At 67.7% G+C, this 23,066-nt stretch carries 26 protein-coding genes; 11 read left to right on the top strand and 15 right to left on the bottom strand.

Annotated elements, in window-relative coordinates; all coding sequences use genetic code 11:
- Positions 1 to 77: 77 nt before the first annotated feature.
- From BVIR_RS14265 to BVIR_RS14255, 3 genes are all read left to right on the top strand, one after another.
- Positions 78 to 380 (top strand): DUF1330 domain-containing protein, encoded by a 303-nt coding sequence (locus BVIR_RS14265; RefSeq protein WP_055038919.1) that lies wholly within the window; start codon positions 78 to 80, stop codon positions 378 to 380.
- A 79-nt stretch (positions 381 to 459) separates the two neighbouring features.
- Entirely contained in the window at positions 460 to 1,275 is an 816-nt protein-coding gene (dapB, locus tag BVIR_RS14260) for a 4-hydroxy-tetrahydrodipicolinate reductase (protein ID WP_055038252.1), read from the top strand.
- 12 nt (positions 1,276 to 1,287) lie between these two features.
- Complete coding sequence (locus tag BVIR_RS14255) at positions 1,288 to 1,911, top strand: 2,3-bisphosphoglycerate-dependent phosphoglycerate mutase (RefSeq protein ID WP_055038251.1); 624 nt, start codon at positions 1,288 to 1,290, stop codon at positions 1,909 to 1,911.
- Positions 1,912 to 1,985: 74 nt separating this feature from the next.
- Here BVIR_RS14255 and BVIR_RS14250 read toward each other — a convergent pair whose 3' ends face one another.
- Positions 1,986 to 3,128: an ISAs1 family transposase gene (locus tag BVIR_RS14250; RefSeq protein ID WP_082417068.1), complete on the bottom strand. Its 1,143-nt coding sequence runs from the start codon at positions 3,126 to 3,128 to the stop codon at positions 1,986 to 1,988.
- A 425-nt stretch (positions 3,129 to 3,553) separates the two neighbouring features.
- Between BVIR_RS14250 and BVIR_RS14245 the strand changes: the two genes are divergently transcribed.
- Positions 3,554 to 5,131 (top strand): 2-isopropylmalate synthase, encoded by a 1,578-nt coding sequence (locus tag BVIR_RS14245; RefSeq protein ID WP_055038250.1) that lies wholly within the window; start codon positions 3,554 to 3,556, stop codon positions 5,129 to 5,131.
- A 284-nt stretch (positions 5,132 to 5,415) separates the two neighbouring features.
- On the opposite strand, the gene BVIR_RS14240 is transcribed toward BVIR_RS14245, so the two are convergent.
- Positions 5,416 to 6,429, bottom strand: a complete 1,014-nt coding sequence (locus tag BVIR_RS14240; RefSeq protein ID WP_156415953.1) for a hypothetical protein — start codon at positions 6,427 to 6,429, stop codon at positions 5,416 to 5,418.
- 28 nt (positions 6,430 to 6,457) lie between these two features.
- On the opposite strand from BVIR_RS14240, the gene BVIR_RS14235 reads away from it, so the two are divergent.
- Positions 6,458 to 6,712, top strand: a complete 255-nt coding sequence (locus BVIR_RS14235; RefSeq protein WP_055038248.1) for a hypothetical protein — start codon at positions 6,458 to 6,460, stop codon at positions 6,710 to 6,712.
- 49 nt (positions 6,713 to 6,761) lie between these two features.
- On the opposite strand, the gene BVIR_RS14230 is transcribed toward BVIR_RS14235, so the two are convergent.
- Positions 6,762 to 7,724 (bottom strand): alpha/beta hydrolase, encoded by a 963-nt coding sequence (locus BVIR_RS14230; protein WP_055038247.1) that lies wholly within the window; start codon positions 7,722 to 7,724, stop codon positions 6,762 to 6,764.
- A 141-nt stretch (positions 7,725 to 7,865) separates the two neighbouring features.
- On the opposite strand from BVIR_RS14230, the gene BVIR_RS14225 reads away from it, so the two are divergent.
- Entirely contained in the window at positions 7,866 to 8,321 is a 456-nt protein-coding gene (locus BVIR_RS14225) for a secondary thiamine-phosphate synthase enzyme YjbQ (RefSeq protein WP_055038246.1), read from the top strand.
- A gap of 16 nt (positions 8,322 to 8,337) precedes the next feature.
- Here BVIR_RS14225 and BVIR_RS14220 read toward each other — a convergent pair whose 3' ends face one another.
- The 3 genes from BVIR_RS14220 to BVIR_RS14210 all read right to left on the bottom strand — a co-directional run bounded on the left by BVIR_RS14220 (position 8,338) and on the right by BVIR_RS14210 (position 9,686).
- Positions 8,338 to 8,709: a hypothetical protein gene (locus BVIR_RS14220; RefSeq protein ID WP_055038245.1), complete on the bottom strand. Its 372-nt coding sequence runs from the start codon at positions 8,707 to 8,709 to the stop codon at positions 8,338 to 8,340.
- Between the two features lie 341 nt (positions 8,710 to 9,050).
- A complete protein-coding gene (locus tag BVIR_RS14215; protein ID WP_055038244.1) occupies positions 9,051 to 9,374 on the bottom strand; it encodes a hypothetical protein in 324 nt (107 codons plus the stop codon).
- 9 nt (positions 9,375 to 9,383) lie between these two features.
- Positions 9,384 to 9,686: a hypothetical protein gene (locus BVIR_RS14210; protein WP_055038243.1), complete on the bottom strand. Its 303-nt coding sequence runs from the start codon at positions 9,684 to 9,686 to the stop codon at positions 9,384 to 9,386.
- Positions 9,687 to 10,008: 322 nt separating this feature from the next.
- On the opposite strand from BVIR_RS14210, the gene BVIR_RS14205 reads away from it, so the two are divergent.
- Complete coding sequence (locus BVIR_RS14205; RefSeq protein WP_082417172.1) at positions 10,009 to 10,833, top strand: DeoR/GlpR family DNA-binding transcription regulator; 825 nt, start codon at positions 10,009 to 10,011, stop codon at positions 10,831 to 10,833.
- A gap of 232 nt (positions 10,834 to 11,065) precedes the next feature.
- Here the strand turns inward: BVIR_RS14205 and BVIR_RS14200 are convergent, their stop codons facing one another.
- The 7 genes from BVIR_RS14200 to BVIR_RS14170 form a co-directional block, all read right to left on the bottom strand.
- Positions 11,066 to 11,530, bottom strand: a complete 465-nt coding sequence (locus BVIR_RS14200; protein ID WP_055038242.1) for an Lrp/AsnC family transcriptional regulator — start codon at positions 11,528 to 11,530, stop codon at positions 11,066 to 11,068.
- Between the two features lie 473 nt (positions 11,531 to 12,003).
- On the bottom strand, positions 12,004 to 13,497 hold the full coding sequence (locus tag BVIR_RS14195) for a DegQ family serine endoprotease (RefSeq protein WP_055038241.1): 1,494 nt from the start codon (positions 13,495 to 13,497) through the stop codon (positions 12,004 to 12,006).
- Positions 13,498 to 13,775: 278 nt separating this feature from the next.
- A complete protein-coding gene (locus BVIR_RS14190; RefSeq protein WP_055038240.1) occupies positions 13,776 to 13,961 on the bottom strand; it encodes a DUF2065 domain-containing protein in 186 nt (61 codons plus the stop codon).
- 49 nt (positions 13,962 to 14,010) lie between these two features.
- Positions 14,011 to 14,907, bottom strand: a complete 897-nt coding sequence (gene hflC / locus BVIR_RS14185) for a protease modulator HflC (RefSeq protein ID WP_055038239.1) — start codon at positions 14,905 to 14,907, stop codon at positions 14,011 to 14,013.
- Positions 14,904 to 16,019 carry an FtsH protease activity modulator HflK gene (gene hflK / locus BVIR_RS14180; RefSeq protein ID WP_055038238.1) on the bottom strand — a complete coding sequence of 372 codons (1,116 nt, stop codon included), beginning with the start codon at positions 16,017 to 16,019 and terminating at the stop codon, positions 14,904 to 14,906. Before hflK ends, hflC begins: the two co-directional genes overlap by 4 nt.
- 257 nt (positions 16,020 to 16,276) lie before the next feature.
- On the bottom strand, positions 16,277 to 16,498 hold the full coding sequence (locus BVIR_RS14175) for a ribbon-helix-helix domain-containing protein (RefSeq protein ID WP_055038237.1): 222 nt from the start codon (positions 16,496 to 16,498) through the stop codon (positions 16,277 to 16,279).
- A 1-nt stretch (position 16,499) separates the two neighbouring features.
- A complete protein-coding gene (locus BVIR_RS14170) occupies positions 16,500 to 16,706 on the bottom strand; it encodes a DUF4169 family protein (protein WP_055038236.1) in 207 nt (68 codons plus the stop codon).
- Between the two features lie 398 nt (positions 16,707 to 17,104).
- On the opposite strand from BVIR_RS14170, the gene fumC reads away from it, so the two are divergent.
- A complete protein-coding gene (gene fumC, locus BVIR_RS14165; RefSeq protein WP_055038235.1) occupies positions 17,105 to 18,505 on the top strand; it encodes a class II fumarate hydratase in 1,401 nt (466 codons plus the stop codon).
- 176 nt (positions 18,506 to 18,681) lie between these two features.
- Positions 18,682 to 19,326, top strand: a complete 645-nt coding sequence (locus BVIR_RS14160) for a TetR/AcrR family transcriptional regulator (protein WP_055038234.1) — start codon at positions 18,682 to 18,684, stop codon at positions 19,324 to 19,326.
- A 97-nt stretch (positions 19,327 to 19,423) separates the two neighbouring features.
- On the opposite strand, the gene BVIR_RS14155 is transcribed toward BVIR_RS14160, so the two are convergent.
- Both BVIR_RS14155 and traF read right to left on the bottom strand, forming a co-directional pair.
- Positions 19,424 to 20,071, bottom strand: a complete 648-nt coding sequence (locus tag BVIR_RS14155; protein ID WP_055038233.1) for a cytochrome c biogenesis CcdA family protein — start codon at positions 20,069 to 20,071, stop codon at positions 19,424 to 19,426.
- Positions 20,072 to 20,078: 7 nt separating this feature from the next.
- Positions 20,079 to 20,474: a conjugal transfer protein TraF gene (gene traF / locus BVIR_RS14150; protein ID WP_169788616.1), complete on the bottom strand. Its 396-nt coding sequence runs from the start codon at positions 20,472 to 20,474 to the stop codon at positions 20,079 to 20,081.
- Between the two features lie 417 nt (positions 20,475 to 20,891).
- On the opposite strand from traF, the gene BVIR_RS14145 reads away from it, so the two are divergent.
- Together BVIR_RS14145 and BVIR_RS14140 are read left to right on the top strand one after the other, a co-directional pair.
- Complete coding sequence (locus BVIR_RS14145) at positions 20,892 to 22,214, top strand: ABC1 kinase family protein (protein WP_055038231.1); 1,323 nt, start codon at positions 20,892 to 20,894, stop codon at positions 22,212 to 22,214.
- Positions 22,215 to 22,330: 116 nt separating this feature from the next.
- Positions 22,331 to 22,960, top strand: coding sequence for a class I SAM-dependent methyltransferase (locus BVIR_RS14140; protein WP_055038917.1), 630 nt, complete (start codon positions 22,331 to 22,333; stop codon positions 22,958 to 22,960).
- The last annotated feature ends 106 nt before the right edge of the window (positions 22,961 to 23,066 follow it).

Raw genomic sequence — 23,066 nt, 5'->3', positions numbered from 1 at the left:
TCCCGGTCCGGCTCGCGCGGCGGATGCGACGCATGCCGCCGCGTGGCCGGGACGACGATGCTCAATCGGAGGTGACGATGGCCAAGGGTTACTGGATCGCGCGGGTCGCGGTGAATGAGCAGGCGCTTTACGACGAGTACCGCCGGCGCAACGCCGTAGCGTTCGCCAAATTCGGCGGACGCTTCATCGTCCGCGGCGGCCCGTTCGAGGGGCTGGGCAGCTCCAAGCCCCACAACGTGGTGCTGGAATTCCCGAGCTTTGAAGCGGCGAAGGCCTGCTACGCCTCCACGGAATACCAGGACGCCAAGCAATACCTGTTGCGCGGCTGCGAGGTCGATCTGGTGATCATCGAGGGCTATGACGGGGCGCAGCCGGCCTGACGGTTTGGCCGCCGGTCCGGGACCTTGACTCATCAGGACGCCGCGCGACAGTGCCAAGCGTCAACCCTGGAGGATTTGGATGGCCGATCTGCGGCTGGTGGTGGTGGGTGCCGGCGGGCGCATGGGGCGCGCTCTGGTGCGGGCGATTTCGGAGGCGCGCGGCGTCATGCTGGTTGGCGCGATCGAGCGGGCCGGGGCGCCGACGCTCGGGCGCGACGCCGGTGTGCTGGCCGGGCTGCCGGCGCTGGGCGTGCCGGTGCTGGACGATCCCGCCGCCGCCTTCGCCAAGGCGGACGGCGTGCTCGACTTCACCACGCCCGCGGTGAGCCTTGCCTACGCCGCCCTCGCGGCGAAATCCGGCCTCGTCCACGTCATCGGCACCACCGGCTTCTCGGCGGAGGAGGCGGCACAACTCGAACCGGCGTCCCGCAGCGCGGTGCTGGTCAAGTCCGGCAACATGAGCCTCGGCGTCAACCTGCTCGCCGCGCTGGTGAAGCGTGCCGCGGCGACGCTGGGGCCCGAGTTCGACATCGAGATCGTCGAGATGCACCACCGCATGAAGGTGGACGCCCCCTCCGGCACCGCGCTGCTGCTGGGCGAGGCGGCGGCCGCGGGCCGCGGCACCGCGCTCAACGACCACGCCGCCCGCGGCCGCGACGGCATGACCGGCGCACGGCGCGAGGGTGACATCGGCTTTGCTTCGCTGCGCGGCGGCACCGTGGTGGGCGACCACGACGTGGTGTTCGCAGGTCCGTTCGAGCGCATCGTCCTCGGCCACAAGGCCGAAGACCGCATGATCTTCGCCCGCGGCGCGCTCAAGGCCGCGCAATGGGGCTTCGGCAAGGCGCCGGGCCTTTATTCCATGGCCGACGTGCTCGGCCTCACGGATATCTGAGAAGGACCTTCCATGAGCGAGCGCCTCCTCGTGCTCTGCCGTCACGGCCAGAGCGAGTGGAACCTGAAGAACCTGTTCACCGGCTGGAAAGACCCCGGCCTGACCGAACTCGGCGTCGCCGAGGCCAAGACCGCCGGCCAGAAGCTGAAAGCGCTCGGCCTTCAGTTCGACATCGCCTTCACCTCGGCGCTCAGCCGCGCCCAGGAGACGCTGCGCCTGGCCCTCGACGAGATCGGCCAGCCGAACCTCGAGACCATCCGCGACTGGCGTCTCAACGAGCGCGACTACGGCGATCTCACCGGCCTCAACAAGGACGATGCCCGCAAGAAGTGGGGCGAGGAGCAGGTTCACGTCTGGCGCCGGTCCTACGACGTGCCCCCGCCCGGCGGCGAAAGCCTGAAGGATACCGTCGCCCGCACCCTGCCATACTACGTGCAGGACATCCTGCCGCAGGTGCTGCAGGGCAAGCGCGTCTTGGTTTCCGCCCATGGCAACTCGCTGCGCGCGCTGGTGATGGTGCTGGAGCGGCTCACGCCGGAAGGCATCCTGAAGCGCGAACTCGCCACCGGCGTGCCGATCGTCTACCGCCTTAAGGCCGACTCCACGGTCGAGAGCGTGCACGATCTGGCCGGCTGACGCCGGGACGTGGCCGTCCCGTCGTCGCGGGGCGGCCGATCGTTCCCTTCGCCCCAGGGCAATCGGGTGAAAAATCACGCTGCCAGGAGACTTGCGAGGAAGTCGTCGTCCCAGGCGGCGACTTTTCGCTTGAGGCGGAGAGAATCCTTGCCCGGGGCCTTGCGGATGAGATTGAGGGCCATGTGCTTGAGGGTGGTGAAATTGGCGGGGGCGTGATCGGTGCGGACGCGGCAGTCGTCATCGCGGAACACCATGTCCATGATCCAATGCAGGCTGTTCTCCACCGCCCAATGGCTGCGGATGACGGGTCCGAGCTGGTCGGCCGGGGACGCCAGCGAGGCGATGTAGAAGCGGGTCTCCTGCTCGCACTTGGCGCCGATCTCGCGCATGCTTTCGACCATGACGACACTGGTCAGGCCGGGCCAATCGTGACGGTCTCGGAGCCAAGCCACGTCGTGCATCACCGTGGTGGTGCGGGTCTCGATGCGGCCGTGATCGCCATCGACGCTGTGATGGCGGCTGATCGCTGTGTCCTTGAAACCATTGGCTTTCTGCTCGGCGGCGAACAGCTCGACGTCCTCTCGCAAGCTGCCCTGGTTGCCTTTCAGGGCCAGCACATAGTCGGCCTTCTGGGCGAGGATTTGCGCGGCGATGGCGCGCTGGCAGCCCATGGCGTCGATGGTGACGATGGCGCCCTCGATCGACAGCAGAGCGAGCAGTTGGGGGATGGCGACGATCTCGTTCGACTTGTCGGCCACCTTGACCTGGCCGAGCACCAGGCGCTGGCGCGCCGCGAAGGCGGACACCATGTGGACCGCCGCCTTGGCGTCCCTCTTAGCCGAGCGGCGCAGCGTCTTGCCGTCGATGGCGATCACGTCTGCGGGCGCCCCGGTCACCGCCGCCACCCAGGCGACGAAGCAACGCTGGAACTGCGCAGCATCGAGGGTGGCGAGGATGTCGCCGAGGTGGTCGTGCGAGGGGGTGCCATGGAGAAACGTGCGGAACCGGCGCAGCAGGTCGAGCTTCGTCTCGCCGAACCTTGCGATGTCGACGAAGGTCTCGGCGCCGGCCAGCACCGCCAGCAGGCACAGCAGCAGCACCTCCTCCAGCGAGTACATCACCTTGCCGCGCTGGCGCGGGTCGGGCATGTCCTTGAAATAGTCCAGGAAAACAAGAGCTTCCCCAAGCGCGGCAAAGTCCGGTTCCGCTGGCTCCATCGCCCATCCTCCGCATCCGAATCGGAGGAACCGACAGATTCAGCACTTCAGGCCTTTGTCACCCCTTTCTTCACCCGATCGCCCTGCCCTTCGCCCTTCGCGGCCTTGCCAGCGATTGGCGCATTCGCTAAAAGCGATCATTCGTGGTTTGCGGCGCCGACCCGATCGGCAGCCGATGGCGCGAGACCAGAGGGCATTTTGGTGATTCGCTCGACGACGAGCCACACCTGGAACCGGACCGCGATTGCGGACGTCCGGCATGCTCTGCTGCTCGGCGGGCTCCTGCTCCTTAGCTGCCCCTGAGGGCCGGCCGGGCTTTGCCTGGGCGCTCAGGGGATTTCGAGCACCTCTCGGAACCAAGCAAGACTGGACCTTTAGACGCGCCGAGGCCTCGCGCCCGCGCTCTGCACCATAAGGATGCCCCGATGACCGCCAACCCGCAGTCCGACGCCGCGACCGAGTCCACCGCCAAAGACCGCGTCATCATCTTCGACACCACGCTGCGCGACGGCGAGCAGTGCCCCGGCGCCACCATGACGCTGGAGGAGAAGCTGCAGGTCGCCGACCTCCTGGACGAGATGGGCGTCGACGTCATCGAGGCCGGCTTCCCGATCGCCTCCAACGGCGATTTCGAGGCGGTGTCGCTGGTCGCCGCGCGCATGAAGAACGCCTCGGTCTGCGGCCTCGCCCGCGCCGCCTTCAAGGACATCGACCGCGCCGCCGAGGCGCTGAAAGGCGCGCGCCGGCCGCGCATCCACACCTTCATCTCGACCTCGCCGGTCCATATGAAGTGGAAGCTGCAGAAGACCCCGGACGAGGTGCATGAGCTGGTGGTCGCCCAGGTGTCGCGCGCCCGCAACCACGTCGAAGACGTCGAATGGAGCTGCGAGGACGGCACCCGCACCGAGCACGACTTTTTGTGCAAGGTGGTCGAGAGCGCCATCAGGGCCGGCGCCACCACCATCAATATTCCCGACACCGTCGGCTATACGACGCCGGAGGAGTATTTCGCCCTGATCAAGATGGTGCGCGAGCGCGTGCCGAACTCCGACAAGGCGATCTTCTCGGTGCACTGCCACGACGACCTCGGCATGGCGGTGGCCAACTCGCTGGCCGGCCTCCGCGCCGGTGCCCGCCAGATCGAATGCACCGTCAACGGCATCGGCGAGCGCGCCGGCAACGCCGCCATGGAAGAGGTGGTGATGGCGATCCAGACCCGCGGGGACGTCCTTCCGTTCGCGAGTGGCATCAAGACCGAGATGTTGACGCGCGCCTCCAAGCTGGTGTCGGCGGTGACCTCGTTCCCGGTGCAGTACAACAAGGCGGTGGTCGGCCGGAACGCCTTCGCCCACGAGAGCGGCATCCACCAGGACGGCATGCTCAAGCACACCCAGACCTATGAGATCATGACGCCGGAGAGCGTCGGCGTGAAGCAGACCTCGCTGGTGATGGGCAAGCACTCCGGCCGCAACGCCTTCCGCGAGAAGCTGAAGCAGCTCGGCTATCAACTGGGCGACAACGAGTTCGAAGACGCCTTCAACCGCTTCAAGGATCTCGCCGACCGCAAGAAGGTGGTCTACGACGAGGACATCGAGGCGTTGGTCGACCAGGAGATCGCCACCGCGCAGGACCGCATCAAGCTGGTGTCGCTGTCGGTGATCGCCGGCACCCACGGGCCGCAGCGTGCCACCATGCGGCTCGAAGTCGACGGCGCGCGCGTGCTGGAGGAGGCCGAGGGCAACGGGCCGGTGGATGCGGTGTTCAACGCCATCAAGGCATTGGTGCCGCACGATGCCAAGCTCGAACTCTACCAGGTCCACGCCGTCACCGAGGGCACCGACGCCCAGGCCGAGGTTTCGGTCCGGCTCTCGGAAGGCGGCAAGACGGTGACCGGCCGCGGCGCCGACCCCGACACGCTGGTGGCGTCGGCCAAGGCCTACCTCTCGGCGCTGAACAAGCTGATCTTGAAGCGCGAGCAGCTGCACTCGACCGCTGCGGAATGATGTGGCGGGCGGCCGATCCGGCCAAAGTTCGGTAATCCGGTCGCCGGAAATCCTGGCCTCGGCCAGGGATTTTCGGCGACGCTCTTGCCGGATCGCGACGCGATCGGCCGCAACCCGGATGATTTTTCGAAATCTGCGCTCATTCCAACGGCCGGCTGCCGCCGCCGTTGGAATGATGTTCCGGAACCGCGAAGTCCGCCTGAGAAGTGCGCGACCCAAACGAAAAGCCCGGCACCACCATGCCGGGCTTTTCGCTGTTTGGCTCGCCGCAGTCGCGGCGTCCGTCAGTTCCAGAACACTTCGGTTTCCGGGCGCAGCAGCGGGCTCGAATTGTCCTCCGCCGGGCGGGCGGCATCGGCCGGCCGCGGGCGCGCGGCCCGCGGCCGCGCCGGCGGCACCGGAACCCGGGTCGCCGGCATGATCGGCTCGATCACCGAGCTCTCCGCCAGCGGCTCCGGCTGGGCAGCCTCGGCCGCCGGCATGGCGGCGCCGGCCGGCTCGGCCGCGCCGGGAGAGCTGACGGCCGGCGCGGGCGGCGCCGCGGCTTCGGCCGCCGGTGCAGCGGCCGGCTCGGGTGGCGGCGGGGCGGCTACCGGCGCCGCGGCTTCGGGCACCGCGGCTTCGGGCGTTGCTGCCGGCACGGACGCGGGAGCCTCAGCCTTGGGTGCGGAGGCTGGGTCGTCCGCCGGAGCGACCGCCTCGGCCGGTGCGGCCGCCGGTTCGGTCGCCGGGGCGGCCGCGCTCGGCGCCACCATTGCCGGCGCCGGGGTTGCCGGCAGCGCCGGCGGTGCGGCCTCGGTTGGAGCTGCCGGCGCGGCGCTGACCGGGATTGCCGGTGCGGCGGTTCCGGTGACGACCGCTGACGGCGGCTGCGCCATCCACCAGCTTGCCGCGACGCCGGCGCCACCGACCAGGCCGAGCGCCAGCACCGCCAGCACGGCATTGCGCAGCGTCGCCCCGGTGCCGCGCAGCGGCATCGGCAGGTCGTCGTCGAAAATCCCGCCGCGGGAGGGGGCATCTGCCGGGGCAGGGCTGGCGAAGGCGGATTTGCCGCGCGCGCGGCGGGCGAAACTGCGCTTGAACGGCGGCTGCCCGTCCAGAATGTGCAGAGGTTCAGCCGCCGAACTCCATTCGGGCCCGGTGCCGTAGCCCTTGTGTGTCGACCACATTCTGATACCCCCTGCCAAAACTTGCCAGGACGTTAACCTCTTGCCGCGCTGGTCTCCAGGGCCGGGTGCGACAGTTTTGTGGACGACGTCTCCGCCGATTGAAATGACTGCGAGGGCTTCCCATTTCATTCCCGGTCCCAGGGAGGGGCTCGCTGCGATGATCTACATACTCGCCATTCTCTTGCCGCCGCTCGGGCTGCTGTTCAACGGCCAGCCGCTCGCGGCAATCGGCAATGTGGTGCTGCTGGTGGTGTGCGGGGTGCTTGGCCTGCTCTTTCCAGGACTTTGGGCCGTTCCGTCGATCCACGCCGTGGTTTCGGTCTACATGACGCGCGAGGACCGGCGTCACCGTGAGATCGTCGATGCCATCGAGCGCCACGGCCCGCCGCCGCCGCCAAGCTGGCGGCGGTGACGGCCGATCCGGCCGAGGTTGGACGTCGCCGATGGCCGGCGACGTCCGCTTACGGCAGGCCGACCAGGAATGCCTCGCTGCGGGCGAGGCCGTCGACCGCAATGCCGCAGTCGAACAGCGTGAAGGCGTGGCAGCCGCCGGGATAGACCGCCAGCTCCGCCCGCAGCCCGGCTGCCGCCCAGCGCGCCGCCAGGAACAAGGTGTCGTCGAGCAGCGGGTCGCGGGTGCCGACCGTGAACAGCGCCGGCGGCAGGCCGGCGAGGTTCGCGCGCAGCGGCGAGACGTCGGCATCGAGCAGATTGCCGCCGTTGGACAAAAAGCTGCGCACGAACATGCGGATGTCGCGGGTGTTGATCACCAGCTTTTCATTGCCCCACCCCGCCGCGCTCGGCGTTAGCGCCAAGTCGTAGCAGCCCGCCACCAGGTTGGCGCCGCGGAACGGCGTCAGGCCGTGGCGGTCGCGCAGCCGCAACATCGTCACCACTGCGAGGTGGGCGCCGGCCGACTCGCCGCCGATGGCAAAGCGCGAGGTGCCGAACCGCCGGGCGCCTTCCTGCACCAGCCACAGCGCCGCCGCCTCGCAGTCGTCCGGTCCGGCCGGATAGGGCTGCTCCGGCGCGAGGCGGTAGTCGACCGACACCGCGACGAAGCCGGCGAAGGCGGCGCCGCGCTCCAGCTGCGGGTCCTGCTGGTCGGCGGCGCCCAGCGTCCAGCCGCCGCCGTGGAGATGAAGATAGACCCCGCGCGGCTGCCCGCGCGGCGCGATCACCCGCAGCGCGAGGTCGCCGCCCGGCCCCTTGATGACGACGGTCTCCGCCCGCGGGCTCTTGGGCGCCAGCGGAATCGGGCCGAGCCCCTGCGCCCGCCGCTCGCGCACAACCGCCGCCGGAAACGACCACGGGTCGGGCAGGCTGGCGAGCTTGCGAACGAGATCGGCGTTGAAGGCCTTGGTGTCGGGGCGGATCGCCGCGTCGGTGAACACGGTAGCATCGGGAAAGACGAGCGCGGCCATGACAACAACTCTGCCCAAACCAGTCTATACCGGGAACCGGGCGGGGCCGCCGGGTGTCTGTGTTGCGCCCGCCTGCTGATGCTTCGCAGCGTGGCACACGTTCAAAGCTGCCGCCAGCCTTGCGCAAGATCGGAGATCGCCGTGACCATTCGCCAAAGTGCCATCGCCCGCGGCACCGTCGACCGCTGGGCCGCGACCACGCTGGAGGTTGCGACGCGCGGCCGCGGCCTGGTGGAGATGACCGAGGCGGTGGCGGCGTTCGTCGCCGCCAGCGGCGTCGGCGAGGGGGTGGTGACGGTGTTCTGCCGTCACACCTCGGCTTCGCTCACCATCCAGGAGAACGCCGACCCGGACGTGCAGACCGACCTCGTCGCCGCGCTCGACCGGCTGGCGCCGGAGGACGCCGGCTGGGTGCATCGCTGCGAGGGGCCGGACGACATGCCGGCCCACGTCAAGGCCATGCTGTCCGGCGTCTCGCTCGCCGTCCCGATCCGGGGCGGCCGGCTCGCGCTCGGCACCTGGCAGGGCATCTATCTGATCGAGCACCGCGCCCGGCCGCACCGGCGCGAGGTGGTGCTCCACGCCATCGGGGCATGATGCGTTCGGCTGCCGGTCACCGCAACCCGGCGAGCCGGACCGCGAGCGCGGCGCCAAGCAACGCCGCCGCCAGCGCCGCCGAGCGCATGGCGAAGGTGATGTAGGCATCGTGCAGGACGGTGGTCACCGCCCATTTGGCGTGGGCCTCGGGCGGACGGTGGTGGCGCGGCAGCAGCAGCCACATCTCGGTGCGACGATAGTCCGCCCGCGCCGCGCCCCAGGCTTTCGCCAGCAGGATCATCGTCATCAGCAACGCCAGGAAGCCGCCGGCGCGGAGCGAGAAGGTCGGCACCGCGCTGAAGCCGAGCATGATCAGGAAAATCGCAAAGAGGCCGAACGCGCTGCCCTTGGCGACGGTGAAAAACGCGAGCTTGCGCAACTCCTCCATGGCCGCTCCTCCGCGCTGCCGAGCCGAGCCGACACGCGGACCCTCGTCATGACCTTGGCTGTTGCCGCGCCACCGCCCTGGTCCGCGCTGGGTTTTCGTCAGCAACACAGCGGTTCGCCGGCACGCCGTAAAGGTACCGCGACCGAGCTTACGGCCAGCCCGGCCGGCGGATCATACGAAATCCGCCCACGCCGGCAGAAGTTCCGCAGTGCGGTCTCCAAAAAATCCCTTCCCGATCAAGGGCGTTTCGGCGAGGCAGTTTCCCTTGCTCACCAAGCGGGCAATCGGAAACCGTATCATACGGTTGCCGGATGATCGGCTGGGTGCGGGCGCCTGGCCGTTCACAGGCCGATGGTGAGAAAGCGTCCCATCGCCGGCAGCGTGAGCAGCGCGGTGCCGGCCAGCCAGATCCACAGCGACACGTCGTCCGACTGGTCGAGCCCGCGCAGGCGCTCATAGAGCGCGGCCGGGATGCCGGCGACGATGATGGTCACGGTCGCGGTGATCAGCGAGGCGAACATGAAGGTGAGCGGCGCCGAGCCGAACAGGATCGCCGGCGCCAGCAGCAGCACATGGAAGAACACGAACGACAGCACGGCGCTGTTGAACAGGCCGTTGACGGTGGCGAAGAAGGCGATGGCGACGAAATAGGCGTTGCGCGGCATCGGAAATCCTCACCCGGTGGGCAGCAGGTTGGAGGTCGCCAGCGCGAAATAGAGCGCGACGCGGGCTGCGAACAGCCAGACCAGCGCGAACAGCCACACCACCACCGGCGCGGCCGCGCGCGGCGTCACCGCTGCCACCAGGCCGACCACCGGGTCGGTGAGGCGGCAGAAGAACCGCCAGATGAAATTGCTGGAATTGGCGTCGATCACCATGCCGAGCAGCACGCGGCCGAGCAGGGTGTAGAACAACGCCGCGAGGATGAAGTTCGGCAGGTGGAAATACCACTGGGAAAGGATCGTCCCGGTCGTCACAGCCGTCTCCCCATACTGCCCGCTCTGCCGGCGGCATTGTCCAGTCATAAGAGCACGTTCCGTAGCGACGGCAACTGGTTTTATGCCGTCGCGCATCGTTCGAAAGTCGAAGAATTTCCTTCGGCGGTCGTCGAGATTGCGACGGAAACGCCGTCCGCACTGGCGACGACGATCGACGGGGGTTGCGAAACCTCTTCTGAGGCCTCACCTAACGGGAGTGGAGGCTCGATTGCCGCCGGCGAGGTGGCGAAGTCTTCTTCTCCGGGGCAAGACGTGACACAAAACCGAAGATCCCGTCCGCAACCGAAAAGAGCCGCCGCTGATGGCTGACAGCGTGACCGTCCTGTCCGCGCCGCCTTTGGGGCGCACCGCCGCCGAGCCGGCCAGCGTCGAGGCGCGGCGCGACGGCATCGCCTCGCTGGTGCGCCAGCGCGGCTTCGTGCCGATCGAGGCGCTGGCGCGGCAATTCGGCGTCACCGTCCAGACCATCCGCCGCGACCTCAACAAGATGTCGGCCGAAGGCCGGCTCGAGCGCTACCATGGCGGCGCCGGGTTACCCTCCAGCGTCGAGAACATCGATTATTCGATGCGGCAAGTGATGAACCTTGCGGAAAAGGAGCGCATCGCCCGCCTCGTCGCCGCGCACGTGCCGGCGCACGCCTCGCTGTTCATCAATATCGGCACCACCACTGAGGCGGTGGCGCGCGCGCTGGTCGGACACCAGGACCTGCGGGTGATCACCAACAACCTCAATGTGGCGACCACCCTTGCCAACGCCACCGATTTCAAGATCATCGTCACCGGCGGGCAGGTGCGCAACCGCGACAATGGCCTGATCGGCCCGGTGGCGTGCGATACCATCGGCCATTTTCGGGTCGACTTTGGCATCATCGGTATCAGCGGCATCGACGCCGACGGCACGCTGCTCGACTTCGACTATGACGAGGTGCGCGTCGCCCAGGCCATTTTGCGCAACGCCCGCCAGACTTTCCTGGTGGTCGACCATTCCAAGTTCGGCCGAAGGCCGATGGTGCGGATGGGGTCGATCACCGAGGTCGCCGCGGTGTTCAGCGACGAAATGCTGCCGCCGGCGATCCGCACCCTCCTGGCCGACCACGGTGTCGCACTGCACGTAGCGTCGCACTGAGGTGCCGCGCACCGGTGCTGCGACGCACCGGCCCTTGATCCTGCTGCGCGCCGACGGCCGAACGCGGCACACCGTGGGGGCGTTGCGGCCGGCCGGATTGGCTGTCGGCGGGGGGTGGTGCACGATAAGACGGCGCAGAACTGCGGGCGTGGATCGCGGCGCCGGACGGGGGCGTTGGCGCCGGGGCACCGCACATGGAGCCTGCGCGCGGCAGGTCCGCGGCGCGCAACAGTCAGGTACCGTCCGCCGCCAGCGGAACCACTGAGGTCTCCTTGAGCGAGGACAGCGCGAGTTCGGTGTGGGTCTGCGTCACGCCCGGCGCCGCGGCGATGCCGCTGAGCAGCGCCTCCAGCGACTCCAGGCTCTCCGTGCGGATCTTGAGCAGATAAGACCAGCGTCCGGTCACGTGGTGACACTCCAGCACAGCGTCGTTGCGGCGGACTGCGTTGAGGAACGCGTCGACGTCGTCGCTGCGCGCGCCGGCGGTCAACACCTGGGTGTAGGCCAGGATCGGCCGGCCGACCGCCCTCGGATCGACGGCGGCGGACCAGAATTGGATCGCGCCGCAAGTATGAAGTTTTTTCAGCCGCTCGTTGACGGCTGAGATCGACAGCCCGACCGCGGCACCAATCTCGGCGTACGAATCCCGTCCGCCTTTTTGGACATAGGCCAGTATCTTGCGGTCGATCGCATCCATGAGCCCCTCCCCCAAATCCAACCGGCTCGTGGCAATCCACGCGTTTGTAGACAAGTTCACCGGGGGCGCGGGTTCAAGAGCAAAGTGTGAGAAAGTTCCGGAACCTACAAGAAAACGCACATTTGAGCTATCATATCATTACCAAGGGTGATCCGACACAAGAAGCCCGATGCTAGACCGCGTCGCTGCGGTTGGCGAGGAGGCCGCGACTGCGGAATTCGCGCAAAAATCTGCGGAATCCGACCTCCGGGACGGGAATTTTGTCATTAACGGCGGAAAATTTCTGCCATTTGCATATATTTTTCGGCGAAGACCCGATTCGACCGCAGGATTTAGTCTTTGTGGCCGGATCGGTGAAATGAATATGCGTAGGGCGATGTCTCCAGCCCGGCCCATCAAGCATAACGGCCCAGAACACGGGTGTTCTGGGCCGTTATGCTTGATGGGTCGGGCGTCGCCGCCGCCGTTCTCGGTTACCTTGCGGCGACCGCGACGAACCGCAACTCGCCGTCAGCGTTCGCAACCAGAATGAGAACTGACTTGCGGCCTTCCTTCTTGAGCGCGTCGAGCCGGCGCTGCACGTCGGCGGGCGAGGCCACCTGCTCCTGTGCCACCTCGACGATCACCTGACCGGGCTGCAGGCCCTTCTCCGAGGCCGGGGAATCGCGATCGACCCCGGTGACCGCCACGCCTTTGACGGTGTCCTTGATCTTGAAGCGCTTGCGCAGTTCGTCCGTCAGCGTCGACAACTCCAGGCCGAGCACCTTGCCGGGCTGCTCCGCCGCGGGCGCCTGTTGCGGCGCGGGCTTGTCGAGCGCGGCCTGCTTTTCGGCCTCTTCGAGCCGGTCCACCATGACCTTCGCGGACTGCTCCTTGCCGCCCCGCAGGAACGCGATCTCGACCGACTTGCCGATCGGCGTTGCCGCCACCACCCGCGGCAGGTCCCGCATCTCCTTCACGTCGCGGCCGTCGAACCGCACGATGACGTCGCCGGCCTTGAGCCCGGCCTTGGCCGCCGGCCCGTTGTCGGTGACGCCGGCGATCAGAGCGCCGTTCGCCTTGCCCATGGCGAGCCCCTCGGCGATCTCGTCGGTGACCTGCTGGATGCGCACCCCGATCCAGCCGCGGCGGGTCTCGCCGAAATTGCGCAACTGTTCGACCACGGGGCTCGCGGTTGCCGACGGCACCGAGAAGCCGATGCCGATCGAGCCGCCCGACGGCGAGATGATGGCGGTATTGATGCCGACCACCTCGCCCTTGAGCGAGAACAGTGGGCCACCGGAATTGCCGCGGTTGATGGCGGCGTCGGTCTGGATGAAGTTGTCGTAGGGTCCCGCGCTGATGTCGCGGTTGCGCGCCGACACGATGCCGAGGGTGACGGTGCCGCCGAGCCCGAACGGGTTGCCGATGGCGATCACCCATTCGCCGAGCCGGAGCTTGTCGGAATCGCCGAGCTTCACCGCCTTCAGCGGCTTGTCGGCCTTCACCTTCAGCACCGCGATGTCGATCTTGGAATCGCGCCCGATCACCTCGGCCTTGAGGCGGGTGGTGTCGTTGAAGGTGACGAAAATCTCGTCGGCCTCTTCGACCACGTGGTTGTTGGTGACGATGATGCCGGACGGATCGATCACGAAGCCGGAGCCGAGCGAGGTCTGCCGGCGCTGGCGGTGGGGATCGAGCGGGTTGTTGCCCTCGCCGCCGTGCTTCTTGAAGAACTCCTCGAAAAACTCCTCGAACGGAGAGCCCGGCGGCAGCTGGGGCATCTGGCCCTTGGCTTCGACGCGGGCGGTGGTCGAGATGTAGACCACCGCGTCGATCACCTTGTCGACGACGTCGGCCACGTCGGGAAGCTCGCGGCTCGCTGGCTGCTGGGCAGACGCGCCGAGGGGCGGCAGCAGGACGGCCACCGCGAGCATGGCTGCGAACCCGGCGCGCAGCAGGCGCGAGGCGCGGGCGGTTGAGGGCATGGCGCTCAGAACTCCTTGTTTCGAACAGGATAGACGCTGGCGCGGACGGGCGCCGAATTCAACCCCTGCCGAGGGACCTTCGGCAACCGCGCCCGTTGCACCGGGCGATCGGCCGGGCTTCGACCTCGGGAGGGTTTTCGCACAGCGCCGGGGCTCCGTGCGTTGAAAATCCGGCCGGCATCGGGCGCCGATGGCATTGGGCGGGCCGGACCTCAGGTCCGACCCGCCCATCGCGAAGCCAAGGATTGCGAGGCCCGGCCGACGTCGCCGGGCCCGCCTCAACCGCGTATCATCCACACCAGCGCGACGCCGAAGACCGCCATCGTCAGCCCGCCGATCCGCAACGCGACGTCGGGGGTGTCGAGAATACGCGCAACCGCCCGCCGCATGGCGTCGGGGGCTGCGGCATACAGCAGGCCCTCGATCGCCAGCATCAAGCCGAGTGCGACAACAAAGTCTCCCATGTCGATCAAGACCTTAGGGCCAGAGTCGTTGGTTCCGAAGGTCTTGCCGTCACGGCTTTGCCGGCGCGGCCGGCTTCCGATCCACCGGATCGTTGAAGAACCGGAAGAACGCCGAATCGGGCGAGATGATCAGGCGAGTGTCGCTGGCCTTGAGGCCGGCTTCGTAGGCCTGCATCGAGCGGTAGAACGCGAAGAAGTCGGGGTCGCGGCCGAACGCGTCTGCGAACACGCGGTTGCGTTCGGCGTCGCCCTCACCGCGCACCTGCTCGCCACGGGCATTGGCATCGCCGAGCAGCACGGTGACGTCGCGATCGGCGCGCGCGGTGATGCGCTGGGCCTGCTCGCGGCCCTGGGCGCGGATCTCGGCCGCCTCACGCTGACGCTCGGTCTTCATCCGCTCGAACACCGCCTGGCTGTTGGCCTCCGGCAAGTCGGCGCGGCGGATGCGGACATCCACCACCTCGACGCCGAGATTGCGGGCCTCGGGCAGCACCTGCTGGCGGATACGCGACATCAGCTGCGCGCGCTCGTCGCGCACGAGCTGGGTGAAGGTCGTCTCGCCGAGCACACGGCGGGTCGCCGAGTTGAGGATCACCGCCAGCCGGGTGTTGGCGCCCTGGATGGTGCCGACGGTCTGGAAGAAGCGCAGCGGATCGTTGACGCGGTAGCGCGCAAACGCATCCACCACAATGCGCTTCTGGTCGGCGGCGATCACCTCCTGAGGCGGCGCGTCGAGGTCGAGCACGCGGTTGTCGAAGAAAATGACGGTATCGACGAACGGCAGCTTGAAGGCGAGGCCGGGGTCGCGGATTATCCGCACCGGCTCGCCAAGGCGCAGCACCAGCGCCAACTGGGTCTGATGCACGACGAAGGTGGCCGAATAGCCGACGATCACCAGCGCTGCCAGGATGACGAACGCAATTCCAGCGAAGACTCCGCCCTTCATCGCGTTCCCCCCTGGGTTTGATTGGTGCGCCGCTGCAGGCTGTCGAGCGGGAGGTAGGGCACCACGCCCTGGCCCTGCTTCTGGTCGATGATCACCTTGTCCATATTGCCGAACACGCGCTCCATCGTTTCCAGATAGAGGCGCTCGCGCGTCACCTCCGGCGCCTTCTTGTATTCCTCATAGATCTGGGTGAAGCGGCTGGCGGCACCGCGGGCCTCGGTGACGGTCCGCTCGCGGTACGCTTCGGCCGACTGGGTGACGCGGGCGGCGTCGCCGCGCGCCTCGGGCACCACGCGGTTGGCGTAGCTCTGGGCTTCGTTCTGGGCGCGCTCGGCGTCGGCACGCGCCGCCTGCACGTCGCGGAAGGCGTCGATTACCTGGCTGGGCGGGTCGACCTTCTGCATCTGAACCTGGCGGATCAGCACGCCGGCGCCGTACTCGTCGAGGGTTTTCTGCATCAACTCCTGGACGCCGGCTTCGATCGCCTGGCGGGCGCCGGTCAGGATCGGCTGAATGTCGCGACGGCCGACCACCTCGCGCATCGCGCTCTCGGCCACCGCCTTGATGGTGCCTTCCTGGTTCTGGATGTTGAACAGGAAGTCTCCGGCCTTGGCGATCTGCCAGAACACCGTGAAGTCGATGTCGACGATATTCTCGTCGCCGGTCAGCATCAGGCTTTCTTCGGGAACGTCGCGCACCACGGTATTGCGCCGGGAGTCGTCGAACTGGCGCATGCCGACGTCGATGCGGTTGACGGTGGTCACCTTCGGGGTCAGCGCGGTCTCGATCGGCCAGGGCAGGTGGTAGTTCAAGCCCGGCTGGGTGGTCTGGACGTATTTGCCGAACCGCAGCACCACGCCCTGTTCGTCGGGTTCGACCCGGTAGAAGCCCGACAGCATCCAAAGGCCGACCAGGACGACGGCGCCGATGGCGATGCCCCGGCCGCCGAACGAGCCGTTGGGCAGCACGGTTCGCAGACGATCCTGCCCCCGCCGTATCAGGTCCTCAAGGTCCGGCGAGCTGGGTCCGCTGGGCTGGGGGCCGCTGCCCCAGGGGCCGCGCGGCCCCTGTCCCCACGGTCCGCCGCCGCCGCTCTGGTTGCTCCAGGGCATCGATCGTTCCTTCCTGTCATGCCGACGCCGGAAGTCGGCTCGCGACCCCGGCGCCCAATTCCGTCGAAAAACCCGATGGACAGCAGGCTTTTCAGCGAACGGATACGAAACACCGGCCGTGCGGCCGGGTTTCATCCTTGCCGTCGGCGCATGCGCGACGCGGTCTTGGCCGGGATATAGGAACGCAGCAAGCCCTTTCAACGGATCGCGGGCCCGAACGGCCACACCAGGGCGTTCTCGGACCGAAAATGCGACGATCAGCGCGGGCGGCTGCGGTAGTGGTCGAGCACGAACAGCCGGATGGCGGAGGACAGGTTGCCGTGGTTGCGGCCGCCGTCGATCGAGGCGACGAGGTCCGACAGCGTGGTCCTGCGCAGCAAGGCGATCTCCTTCAGCGCATCCCAGAACGCATCCTCGAGGCTGACGCTGGTCTTGTGGCCTGCGATCACGATCGATCGCTTCACCACCGGGCTCTTCATCTCATTCGCCCTTTTCGTGGTCATCGGCATCGCAGCCTTCACGTTTATGGGCGTCGAGGTCACGGACAGCTCTTTCACGCCGGGTCTCCTCAATCGCGCGCTCGGCCTTGGTGCGGCCGTGGCGCAGCCTGTTGCTTGACGCAATGGCATCGGCCTCGATGCGCGCCTTTTTCTTGCGCGCCCGCCGCAAATTGATCACCTCAACCATGGATGACGAATCCGAGGCCCCAATGCCAAGCTGGATGGGCCCGCAGCCATACCAGGGCAAGCCGAAGCTGGGCACATCCGTTGATGTGAGAATTTATACCAATTCCGGTCGATAGGAAAGTTCCGGAAATCATTTTCCTACAAATAGATCGGGCAGCGTTAAGCAATAGACATTGCTCGCATATTCGATTCGGCCGCGCGCGAACGGCGCCCTTAGCCAATTACCCGTACGCGTTCGATAGCGACCAAATGCCGGTTTCGCATTGTCAAATAACGCACAGTTGATCGGATGCAATTCCCAGCCGTCGGGCCACGGATTCCGGCCGCCGTGATTTGGGTCCCAATATCGCGCCGACGTGGTATGAGCGCGCGATCTTCACACCAGCGGACCTAATTGCCATGACGACGCGTCCTCAAACCCGCACCGAAACCGACACCTTCGGCCCGATCGAGGTGCCGGCGGATCGCTACTGGGGCGCCCAGACCCAGCGCTCGCTCGGCAATTTCAAGATCGGCTGGGAGCGGCAGCCGCTGCCGGTGGTGCGTGCGCTCGGCATCGTCAAGCGCGCGAGCGCCGAGACCAACCGCGACCTCGGCAGGCTCGATGCCACGCTGGCCGATGCCATCGTCAACGCCGCGCAGGAGGTGGTCGACGGCAAGCTCAACGACCATTTTCCGCTGGTGGTGTGGCAGACCGGCTCCGGCACCCAGTCCAACATGAATGCCAACGAGGTGATCTCGAACCGCGCCATCGAGATGCTGGGCGGGGTGCAGGGCTCGAAGAAGCCGGTCCACCCCAACGACCACGTCAACATGAGCCAGTCGTCGAACGACACCTACCCGACGGCCATGCACGTCGCCAGCGCCGAGCAGGTGGTGCACGAGCTGTTGCCGGCGCTGCGCCACCTTCAGGCCGCCCTCGACGCCAAGGCCAAGGCGTTCGCCCACATCATCAAGATCGGCCGCACCCACACCCAGGATGCCACGCCCCTCACCCTCGGCCAGGAGTTCTCCGGCTATGCCAAGCAGGTCGAGAACGGCATCGCCCGCATCGAGCTGACGCTGCCGGGCTTGATGCAGCTCGCCCAGGGCGGCACCGCGGTCGGCACCGGGCTCAACGCGCCGAAAGGCTTTGCCGAGAAGGTGGCCGAGCGCATTGCCGCCATCACCGGGCTGCCGTTCACCTCCGCGCCCAACAAGTTCGAGGCGCTCGCCGCCCACGACGCCATGGTGTTCACCCATGGCGCCATCAACACCGTGGCGGCCTCGCTGTTCAAGATCGCCAACGACATCCGCCTGCTGGGGTCCGGCCCGCGCTCGGGGCTGGGCGAGCTGTCGCTGCCGGAAAACGAACCCGGCTCATCGATCATGCCCGGCAAGGTCAACCCGACCCAGTGCGAGGCGATGACGATGGTGTGCGTGCACATCTTCGGAAACCAGACATCGATCACCTTCGCCGGCAGCCAGGGTCACTTCGAACTCAACGTCTACAACCCGGTGATGGCCTATAATCTGCTTCAGTCGATCCGGCTGATGGCCGACGCCGCGGTCAGCTTCGCCGACAATTGCGTGGTGGGCATCGAGGCCCGCGAGGACAACATCAAGGCGGCGCTCGACCGCTCGCTGATGCTGGTCACCGCGCTCGCCCCCAAGATCGGCTATGATGCCGCCGCCAAGATCGCCAAGACCGCGCACAAGAACGGCACCACGCTTCGCCAGGAGGCGGTCGGCGGCGGCTACGTCACCGACGCCGAGTTCGACGCCGTCGTGCGCCCGGAGAAGATGATCGGGCCGGAGTGATCCGGCGCCGATCATCGGGGCACCGGGCGGCGCGCCGGCGATCCGCAGCCAGATGGGCCGGGGCGATTGCCGGCCCGCCACCCCGGCCGGCGCAAGCCCGCCGCGGCACGGCCGGGGTCACGCCCAAGCCACGCGAATGTCGACGCTGCCGCCGCCGTCATGTAAGACACCATCACATGAACTGGTCCAAGGACAACGGTCGTTCGGGGTCGCGCGGCTATCATCACGGCAATCTCCGGGAGACGCTGATTCGCGCCGCCCTCGAACTGATCGCCGAGAAGGGGCCGGCCGGCTTCACCATCGCTGAAGCGGCACGCTGGGCCGGGGTCAGCCCGGCGGCGCCGTACCGCCATTTCCGCGACCGCGACGAGTTGATGGCCGAGGTGGCGCGCCGCGGCTTCGAGGGCCTGGCAACCCAGCTGGAGGCGGCGTGGGACGGCGGGCGGCCCAGCCCGTTCCTGGCGTTCGAGCGGCTCGGCAAGGCCTATCTGGCGTTCGCCCGCGCCGAGCCGGCCGCCTATTCGGCTATGTTCGAGGCCGGGGTGCCGCCGGACGATCCGCCGACGCTGCGCGAGGCGGGCGATCAGGCGTTCGCCGTGGTCCGCACCGCGGCCGAGGCGCTGGCCGCTACCGTGCCACCGGCCAACCGGCCGCCGGCGGCGATGGTAGCGTTGCACATCTGGTCACTGTCGCACGGCATCGCCTCGTTGTTCGGCCGCGGCGACCGTGCCCGCCGCAAGCTGCCGATGCCGCCGGAAGACCTGCTGGAGGCTGGCATGCTGGTCTATCTGCGCGGGCTCGGCCTGCCGGACGCGCGCTAGCGCATCCGACCTGACTGCACCAAGTCGGACGATCTTTGTGATCTCGCATTTTCTTTCGCACAACCGGATCCCACTTGTGCGGAAAATGCTCTGACTGTCAGAACGAAAACGCCAGCATGCCGGAGCTGGCAATGATGATGCCGAACACGATCAACACAGCGCCGCTGACGACGCGCACCACCGAGGGGTGCTTCTGCAGCGCGCGCAGGCGCTGGCGGGCTCCCTGCGACAGATAGCCGACTGCGAGCATCGGCACCGCGAAACCGGCAGCGTAAACCGTCAGCAGGGCAATGCCGTGGCTCATGTCGGCGCGGCTGGCGACCTGGGCCAGGATGCCGGACAGCATCGGGCCGACGCAGGGAATCCAGACCACGCCCAGCGTCATGCCGAGCAGCAGCCCGGACCCAAGGCGATCGCCGGCAACAAAATTAAGCCCAGAGAGAAAGCCGAGGCGCTTGAAAGGGTTGATGTCGAGCAGCAGCAGCACGCCGAACCCGGCGATCAAGACACCGGCACCACGTTCGACCTGCGGCATGACGGCGGCGACCAGGCCGCCGAACAGCGCGCTGGCAACGCCCATCAGGATGAACGTCAGCGCCAGCCCGAGCACGATCAGCACCGGCCGGGCGCGGTGGTCGTCGTTTCCGCCGGTGACGATGATCGGCAGCACCGGCAGCACGCACGGGCTGAGCACGCTGAGGAGCCCGGCGCCGAACGCGAACGGGGCTTCGACCAGGAAGGTCATGGCGGCATCAGGAGGTCTTGCCGCCGAGGGCGGCGATTTCCTTCAGGATTTCCTCAGCCGGCTGGATGCCGGGCGAGAAGCGCTTGATTTCCTTCTGGTCGTCGCCAACCAGAATCAGCAGCGGCAGGTAGCGGACGCCGTATTGCCGGAACCGGCTCATGCTGGCGGAATCGGCGGTGCTGACCGCAACGATGCGCGCCTTTTGCTCGATCTGCGGCCGGATGCCGTCGATGATCTGCGACTGGACCTGGCAGGGCTGGCCGTTCGGGTTGAGGAAGAACAGCAGCGTCGCGGCCGGGGCTTGTTCGCCGGCAACCGCGACATGAGGCAGCGCCAGCGGCAACGCCACGGCGAGGCAGAGAATGAACCGCTTGAGGGCATTTCCGACAACACGTATGCGCACCCTATCCTCCATGACGCAGTTCGAACGTGGTCACTCGACAGCTCGACGATCAGCGCCGCCGAGCGGTGCGAGCGCATTGCCGTCAACCTCCGGCGCCACGACGACACCGGGCGAGCGGAGTCATTGTGTAGGCCGAACCTCACGCCTCCACTGTGACAAAGTCACAGCGCACCACGGACAGCTCGATTAGGAACGTTCGGTGCGAAGAGACCGTTTGGAAACTCGGACGGCAGGCCGCGTTGCGCAACCTGCCGGACGCCAGGAGACCAGCGCGACCGATGGGCGCGTAGCGCCAGGACCTTCGGCCGCTGCACCACGCCCGCGACGACGGCCGCGAGGTCTGCGGCTGCTGCGGGGACTGTCCCTGGCCTCTTCCCACCCCCACATGTCGACGTTGCCCGCCCCGAAGGAGCCTTGATGCCGCACCACAAGATCGTGACGAGAGCCCTGCCCGTGCCCAGCTCGCGCCTGTCGCGCCTGGCCAAGCTCGGCGGCCTCGCCTCGTCCATCGCCGGCAACGTCGCCACCGAGGCGGCGCGGCAGCTGGCGCGCGGCCAGCGCCCGCGGATGGAGGATTTGCTGCTCACCCCCGCCAACGCGATGAAGGTGGCCGACAAGCTGGCGCGGATGCGCGGGGCGGCGATGAAGGTCGGCCAACTGATGTCGATGGACGCCGGCGACATGCTGCCGCCGGAACTGGCGCAGATTCTCGCCCGCCTGCGCGCCGACGCCCATCACATGCCATGGCTGCAGCTGCGGAGAGTGCTGATCAGGGCCTGGGGCGCCGACTGGCGGAGCCGGTTCGAGACGTTCGACGTCGATCCCATCGCTGCGGCCTCGATCGGCCAGGTCCACCGGGCGCGAACGAAAGACGGCCGCGACCTCGCGATCAAGGTGCAATACCCCGGCATCCGCCACAGCATCGATTCCGACGTGGACAACGTCGCCGCACTGATGCGCGTCGCGGGACTGATGTCCAAGGGCGTCGACCTCGCCCCGATGCTGGCCGAGGCCAAGCGCCAGTTGCACGAGGAAGCCGACTACGAACGCGAGGGCCGTTGCCTGTCGCAATTCGGCGCGCTGCTCGCCGACCGGCCGGCGTTCCTTGTGCCCGAGCTGCACGGCGACTTCACCACGGCGGACGTGCTGGCGATGAGCTACGTCGAAGGCCGGCCGGTGGACAGCATGGTCGCCGCGCCGCAGGCCGACCGCAACCGGGTGATGACGCTGCTGATCGACCTTCTGTTCCGCGAGCTGTTCGAGTTCCGCCTGATGCAGACCGATCCGAATTTCGCCAACTACCGCTATGTGCCGGCGACCGGACAGGTGATTCTGCTCGACTTCGGCGCCACCCGCGCCTTTCCCGCCGCGTTCGCCGACCTCTACCGCCGCCTCATGCGGGCTGGGCTTGAAGGCGACCGCGCCGGCATGCGCGCCGCCGCCCGTCAGATCGGCTTTCTGGGCGAAGATACGCCGGCGCGGCAGGAGCAGGTCATGCTCGACATGTTCGAGACCTCGCTCGAGCCGTTGCGCCAGGATGGGCCGTTCGACTTCGGCGCCTCCGACCTCACGTCGCGGATGCGCGAGTCCGGCATGGCCATTGCCGAGGACCATCAGCATCTGCGCATCCCGCCGGTCGACACGCTGTTCCTGCAGCGCAAGTTCGGCGGCATCTACATGCTGGCGACGCGGATGCGGGCCAAGGTCGACCTGCGCGCCCTGATCGCGCCGCACCTTTGATGCGGTTTCCGCCCCTCGCGATCGCGCCGGCGCTCGCCCAAAACCCGCGATGTGAAAGGGTTCTCGGCGACCGGAATGCCGGAGGCGGCATGACCACACCGCAGGAGAGAGAAGCGATGGCCAACGCCAGACACGTCAAGTTCTGGGACAGGATCGCCGACCGCTACGCCGCACGGCCGCTCAAAGACCCGGCGGCGTTTGACGCGATGCTGGCCGATGTCGCCAGCCGGCTCAGCCCGACCGACCGGGTGCTGGAGATCGGCTGCGGCACCGGCTCGGCCGCGATCCGCCTTGCGCCCCACGTGGCGGACTATACTGCGACCGATTTCTCGCCCGCGATGCTGCGCATTGCCCGCGCCAAGCCCGCGCCGGAGAACCTCACCTTTGTCCTCACCGACGCCGGGAGCGCGTTCGACGGCGGCCCGTTCGACGCGATCTGTGCCTTCCAGGTGCTGCACCTGGTGGAAGACCTGCCCGGCACGCTCGCCGGCATCCACGCGCATCTGAAACCGGGCGGCGTTATGATCGCCAAGACCTGGTGCTTCGCCGACATGGGGCTCAAGCTGCGCAGCCTGTTCCTGGTCCTGCGCCTGCTCGGCATCTTTCCCTCCGCCGCCTCGCTGACCAAGGCCGCCCTCCGCCAGGCCATCCGCGACGCCGGCTTTACCATCGTCGACGAGCGCGTGTTCGGCACCAACCCCCACGGCCCCTACATCGTCGCCCGGACGCCGGTCGAGCCCTCGTGAGCACGGCCGGCGCGGCGTTGCGGCATCGGCCAGAGCAGCGCCGCCGCCGACCGCAGCCCCTGCGTCAAAGTGCCAGCGGCGGGCAGCATCGTCCCTCCCCACATCA

The sequence above is a fragment of the Blastochloris viridis genome (genome assembly GCF_001402875.1).
Classification (GTDB): domain Bacteria; phylum Pseudomonadota; class Alphaproteobacteria; order Rhizobiales; family Xanthobacteraceae; genus Blastochloris; species Blastochloris viridis.
The sequence above is the reverse complement of the archived record's forward strand: the minus strand, read 5'-3'. Positions and strand labels throughout refer to the sequence as shown.

What these genes read in the sequence shown, in the direction of transcription:
- BVIR_RS14175 (WP_055038237.1), bottom strand. Translation starts at nt 16,498, where the DNA reads ATGAAGAGCCCGGTGGTGAAGCGATCGATCGTGATCGCAGGCCACAAG.
- BVIR_RS14235 (WP_055038248.1), top strand. Translation starts at nt 6,458, where the DNA reads ATGATCTACATACTCGCCATTCTCTTGCCGCCGCTCGGGCTGCTGTTC.
- hflK (WP_055038238.1), bottom strand. Translation starts at nt 16,019, where the DNA reads ATGCCCTGGAGCAACCAGAGCGGCGGCGGCGGACCGTGGGGACAGGGG.
- dapB (WP_055038252.1), top strand. Translation starts at nt 460, where the DNA reads ATGGCCGATCTGCGGCTGGTGGTGGTGGGTGCCGGCGGGCGCATGGGG.
- fumC (WP_055038235.1), top strand. Translation starts at nt 17,105, where the DNA reads ATGACGACGCGTCCTCAAACCCGCACCGAAACCGACACCTTCGGCCCG.
- BVIR_RS14195 (WP_055038241.1), bottom strand. Translation starts at nt 13,497, where the DNA reads ATGCCCTCAACCGCCCGCGCCTCGCGCCTGCTGCGCGCCGGGTTCGCA.
- BVIR_RS14160 (WP_055038234.1), top strand. Translation starts at nt 18,682, where the DNA reads ATGAACTGGTCCAAGGACAACGGTCGTTCGGGGTCGCGCGGCTATCAT.
- BVIR_RS14170 (WP_055038236.1), bottom strand. Translation starts at nt 16,706, where the DNA reads ATGGTTGAGGTGATCAATTTGCGGCGGGCGCGCAAGAAAAAGGCGCGC.
- BVIR_RS14255 (WP_055038251.1), top strand. Translation starts at nt 1,288, where the DNA reads ATGAGCGAGCGCCTCCTCGTGCTCTGCCGTCACGGCCAGAGCGAGTGG.
- BVIR_RS14265 (WP_055038919.1), top strand. Translation starts at nt 78, where the DNA reads ATGGCCAAGGGTTACTGGATCGCGCGGGTCGCGGTGAATGAGCAGGCG.
- BVIR_RS14155 (WP_055038233.1), bottom strand. Translation starts at nt 20,071, where the DNA reads ATGACCTTCCTGGTCGAAGCCCCGTTCGCGTTCGGCGCCGGGCTCCTC.
- BVIR_RS14145 (WP_055038231.1), top strand. Translation starts at nt 20,892, where the DNA reads ATGCCGCACCACAAGATCGTGACGAGAGCCCTGCCCGTGCCCAGCTCG.
- BVIR_RS14230 (WP_055038247.1), bottom strand. Translation starts at nt 7,724, where the DNA reads ATGGCCGCGCTCGTCTTTCCCGATGCTACCGTGTTCACCGACGCGGCG.
- BVIR_RS14205 (WP_082417172.1), top strand. Translation starts at nt 10,009, where the DNA reads ATGGCTGACAGCGTGACCGTCCTGTCCGCGCCGCCTTTGGGGCGCACC.
- BVIR_RS14245 (WP_055038250.1), top strand. Translation starts at nt 3,554, where the DNA reads ATGACCGCCAACCCGCAGTCCGACGCCGCGACCGAGTCCACCGCCAAA.
- BVIR_RS14200 (WP_055038242.1), bottom strand. Translation starts at nt 11,530, where the DNA reads ATGGATGCGATCGACCGCAAGATACTGGCCTATGTCCAAAAAGGCGGA.
- BVIR_RS14190 (WP_055038240.1), bottom strand. Translation starts at nt 13,961, where the DNA reads ATGGGAGACTTTGTTGTCGCACTCGGCTTGATGCTGGCGATCGAGGGC.
- BVIR_RS14215 (WP_055038244.1), bottom strand. Translation starts at nt 9,374, where the DNA reads ATGCCGCGCAACGCCTATTTCGTCGCCATCGCCTTCTTCGCCACCGTC.
- BVIR_RS14250 (WP_082417068.1), bottom strand. Translation starts at nt 3,128, where the DNA reads ATGGAGCCAGCGGAACCGGACTTTGCCGCGCTTGGGGAAGCTCTTGTT.
- BVIR_RS14140 (WP_055038917.1), top strand. Translation starts at nt 22,331, where the DNA reads ATGGCCAACGCCAGACACGTCAAGTTCTGGGACAGGATCGCCGACCGC.
- hflC (WP_055038239.1), bottom strand. Translation starts at nt 14,907, where the DNA reads ATGAAGGGCGGAGTCTTCGCTGGAATTGCGTTCGTCATCCTGGCAGCG.
- BVIR_RS14220 (WP_055038245.1), bottom strand. Translation starts at nt 8,709, where the DNA reads ATGGAGGAGTTGCGCAAGCTCGCGTTTTTCACCGTCGCCAAGGGCAGC.
- BVIR_RS14240 (WP_156415953.1), bottom strand. Translation starts at nt 6,429, where the DNA reads ATGAAATGGGAAGCCCTCGCAGTCATTTCAATCGGCGGAGACGTCGTC.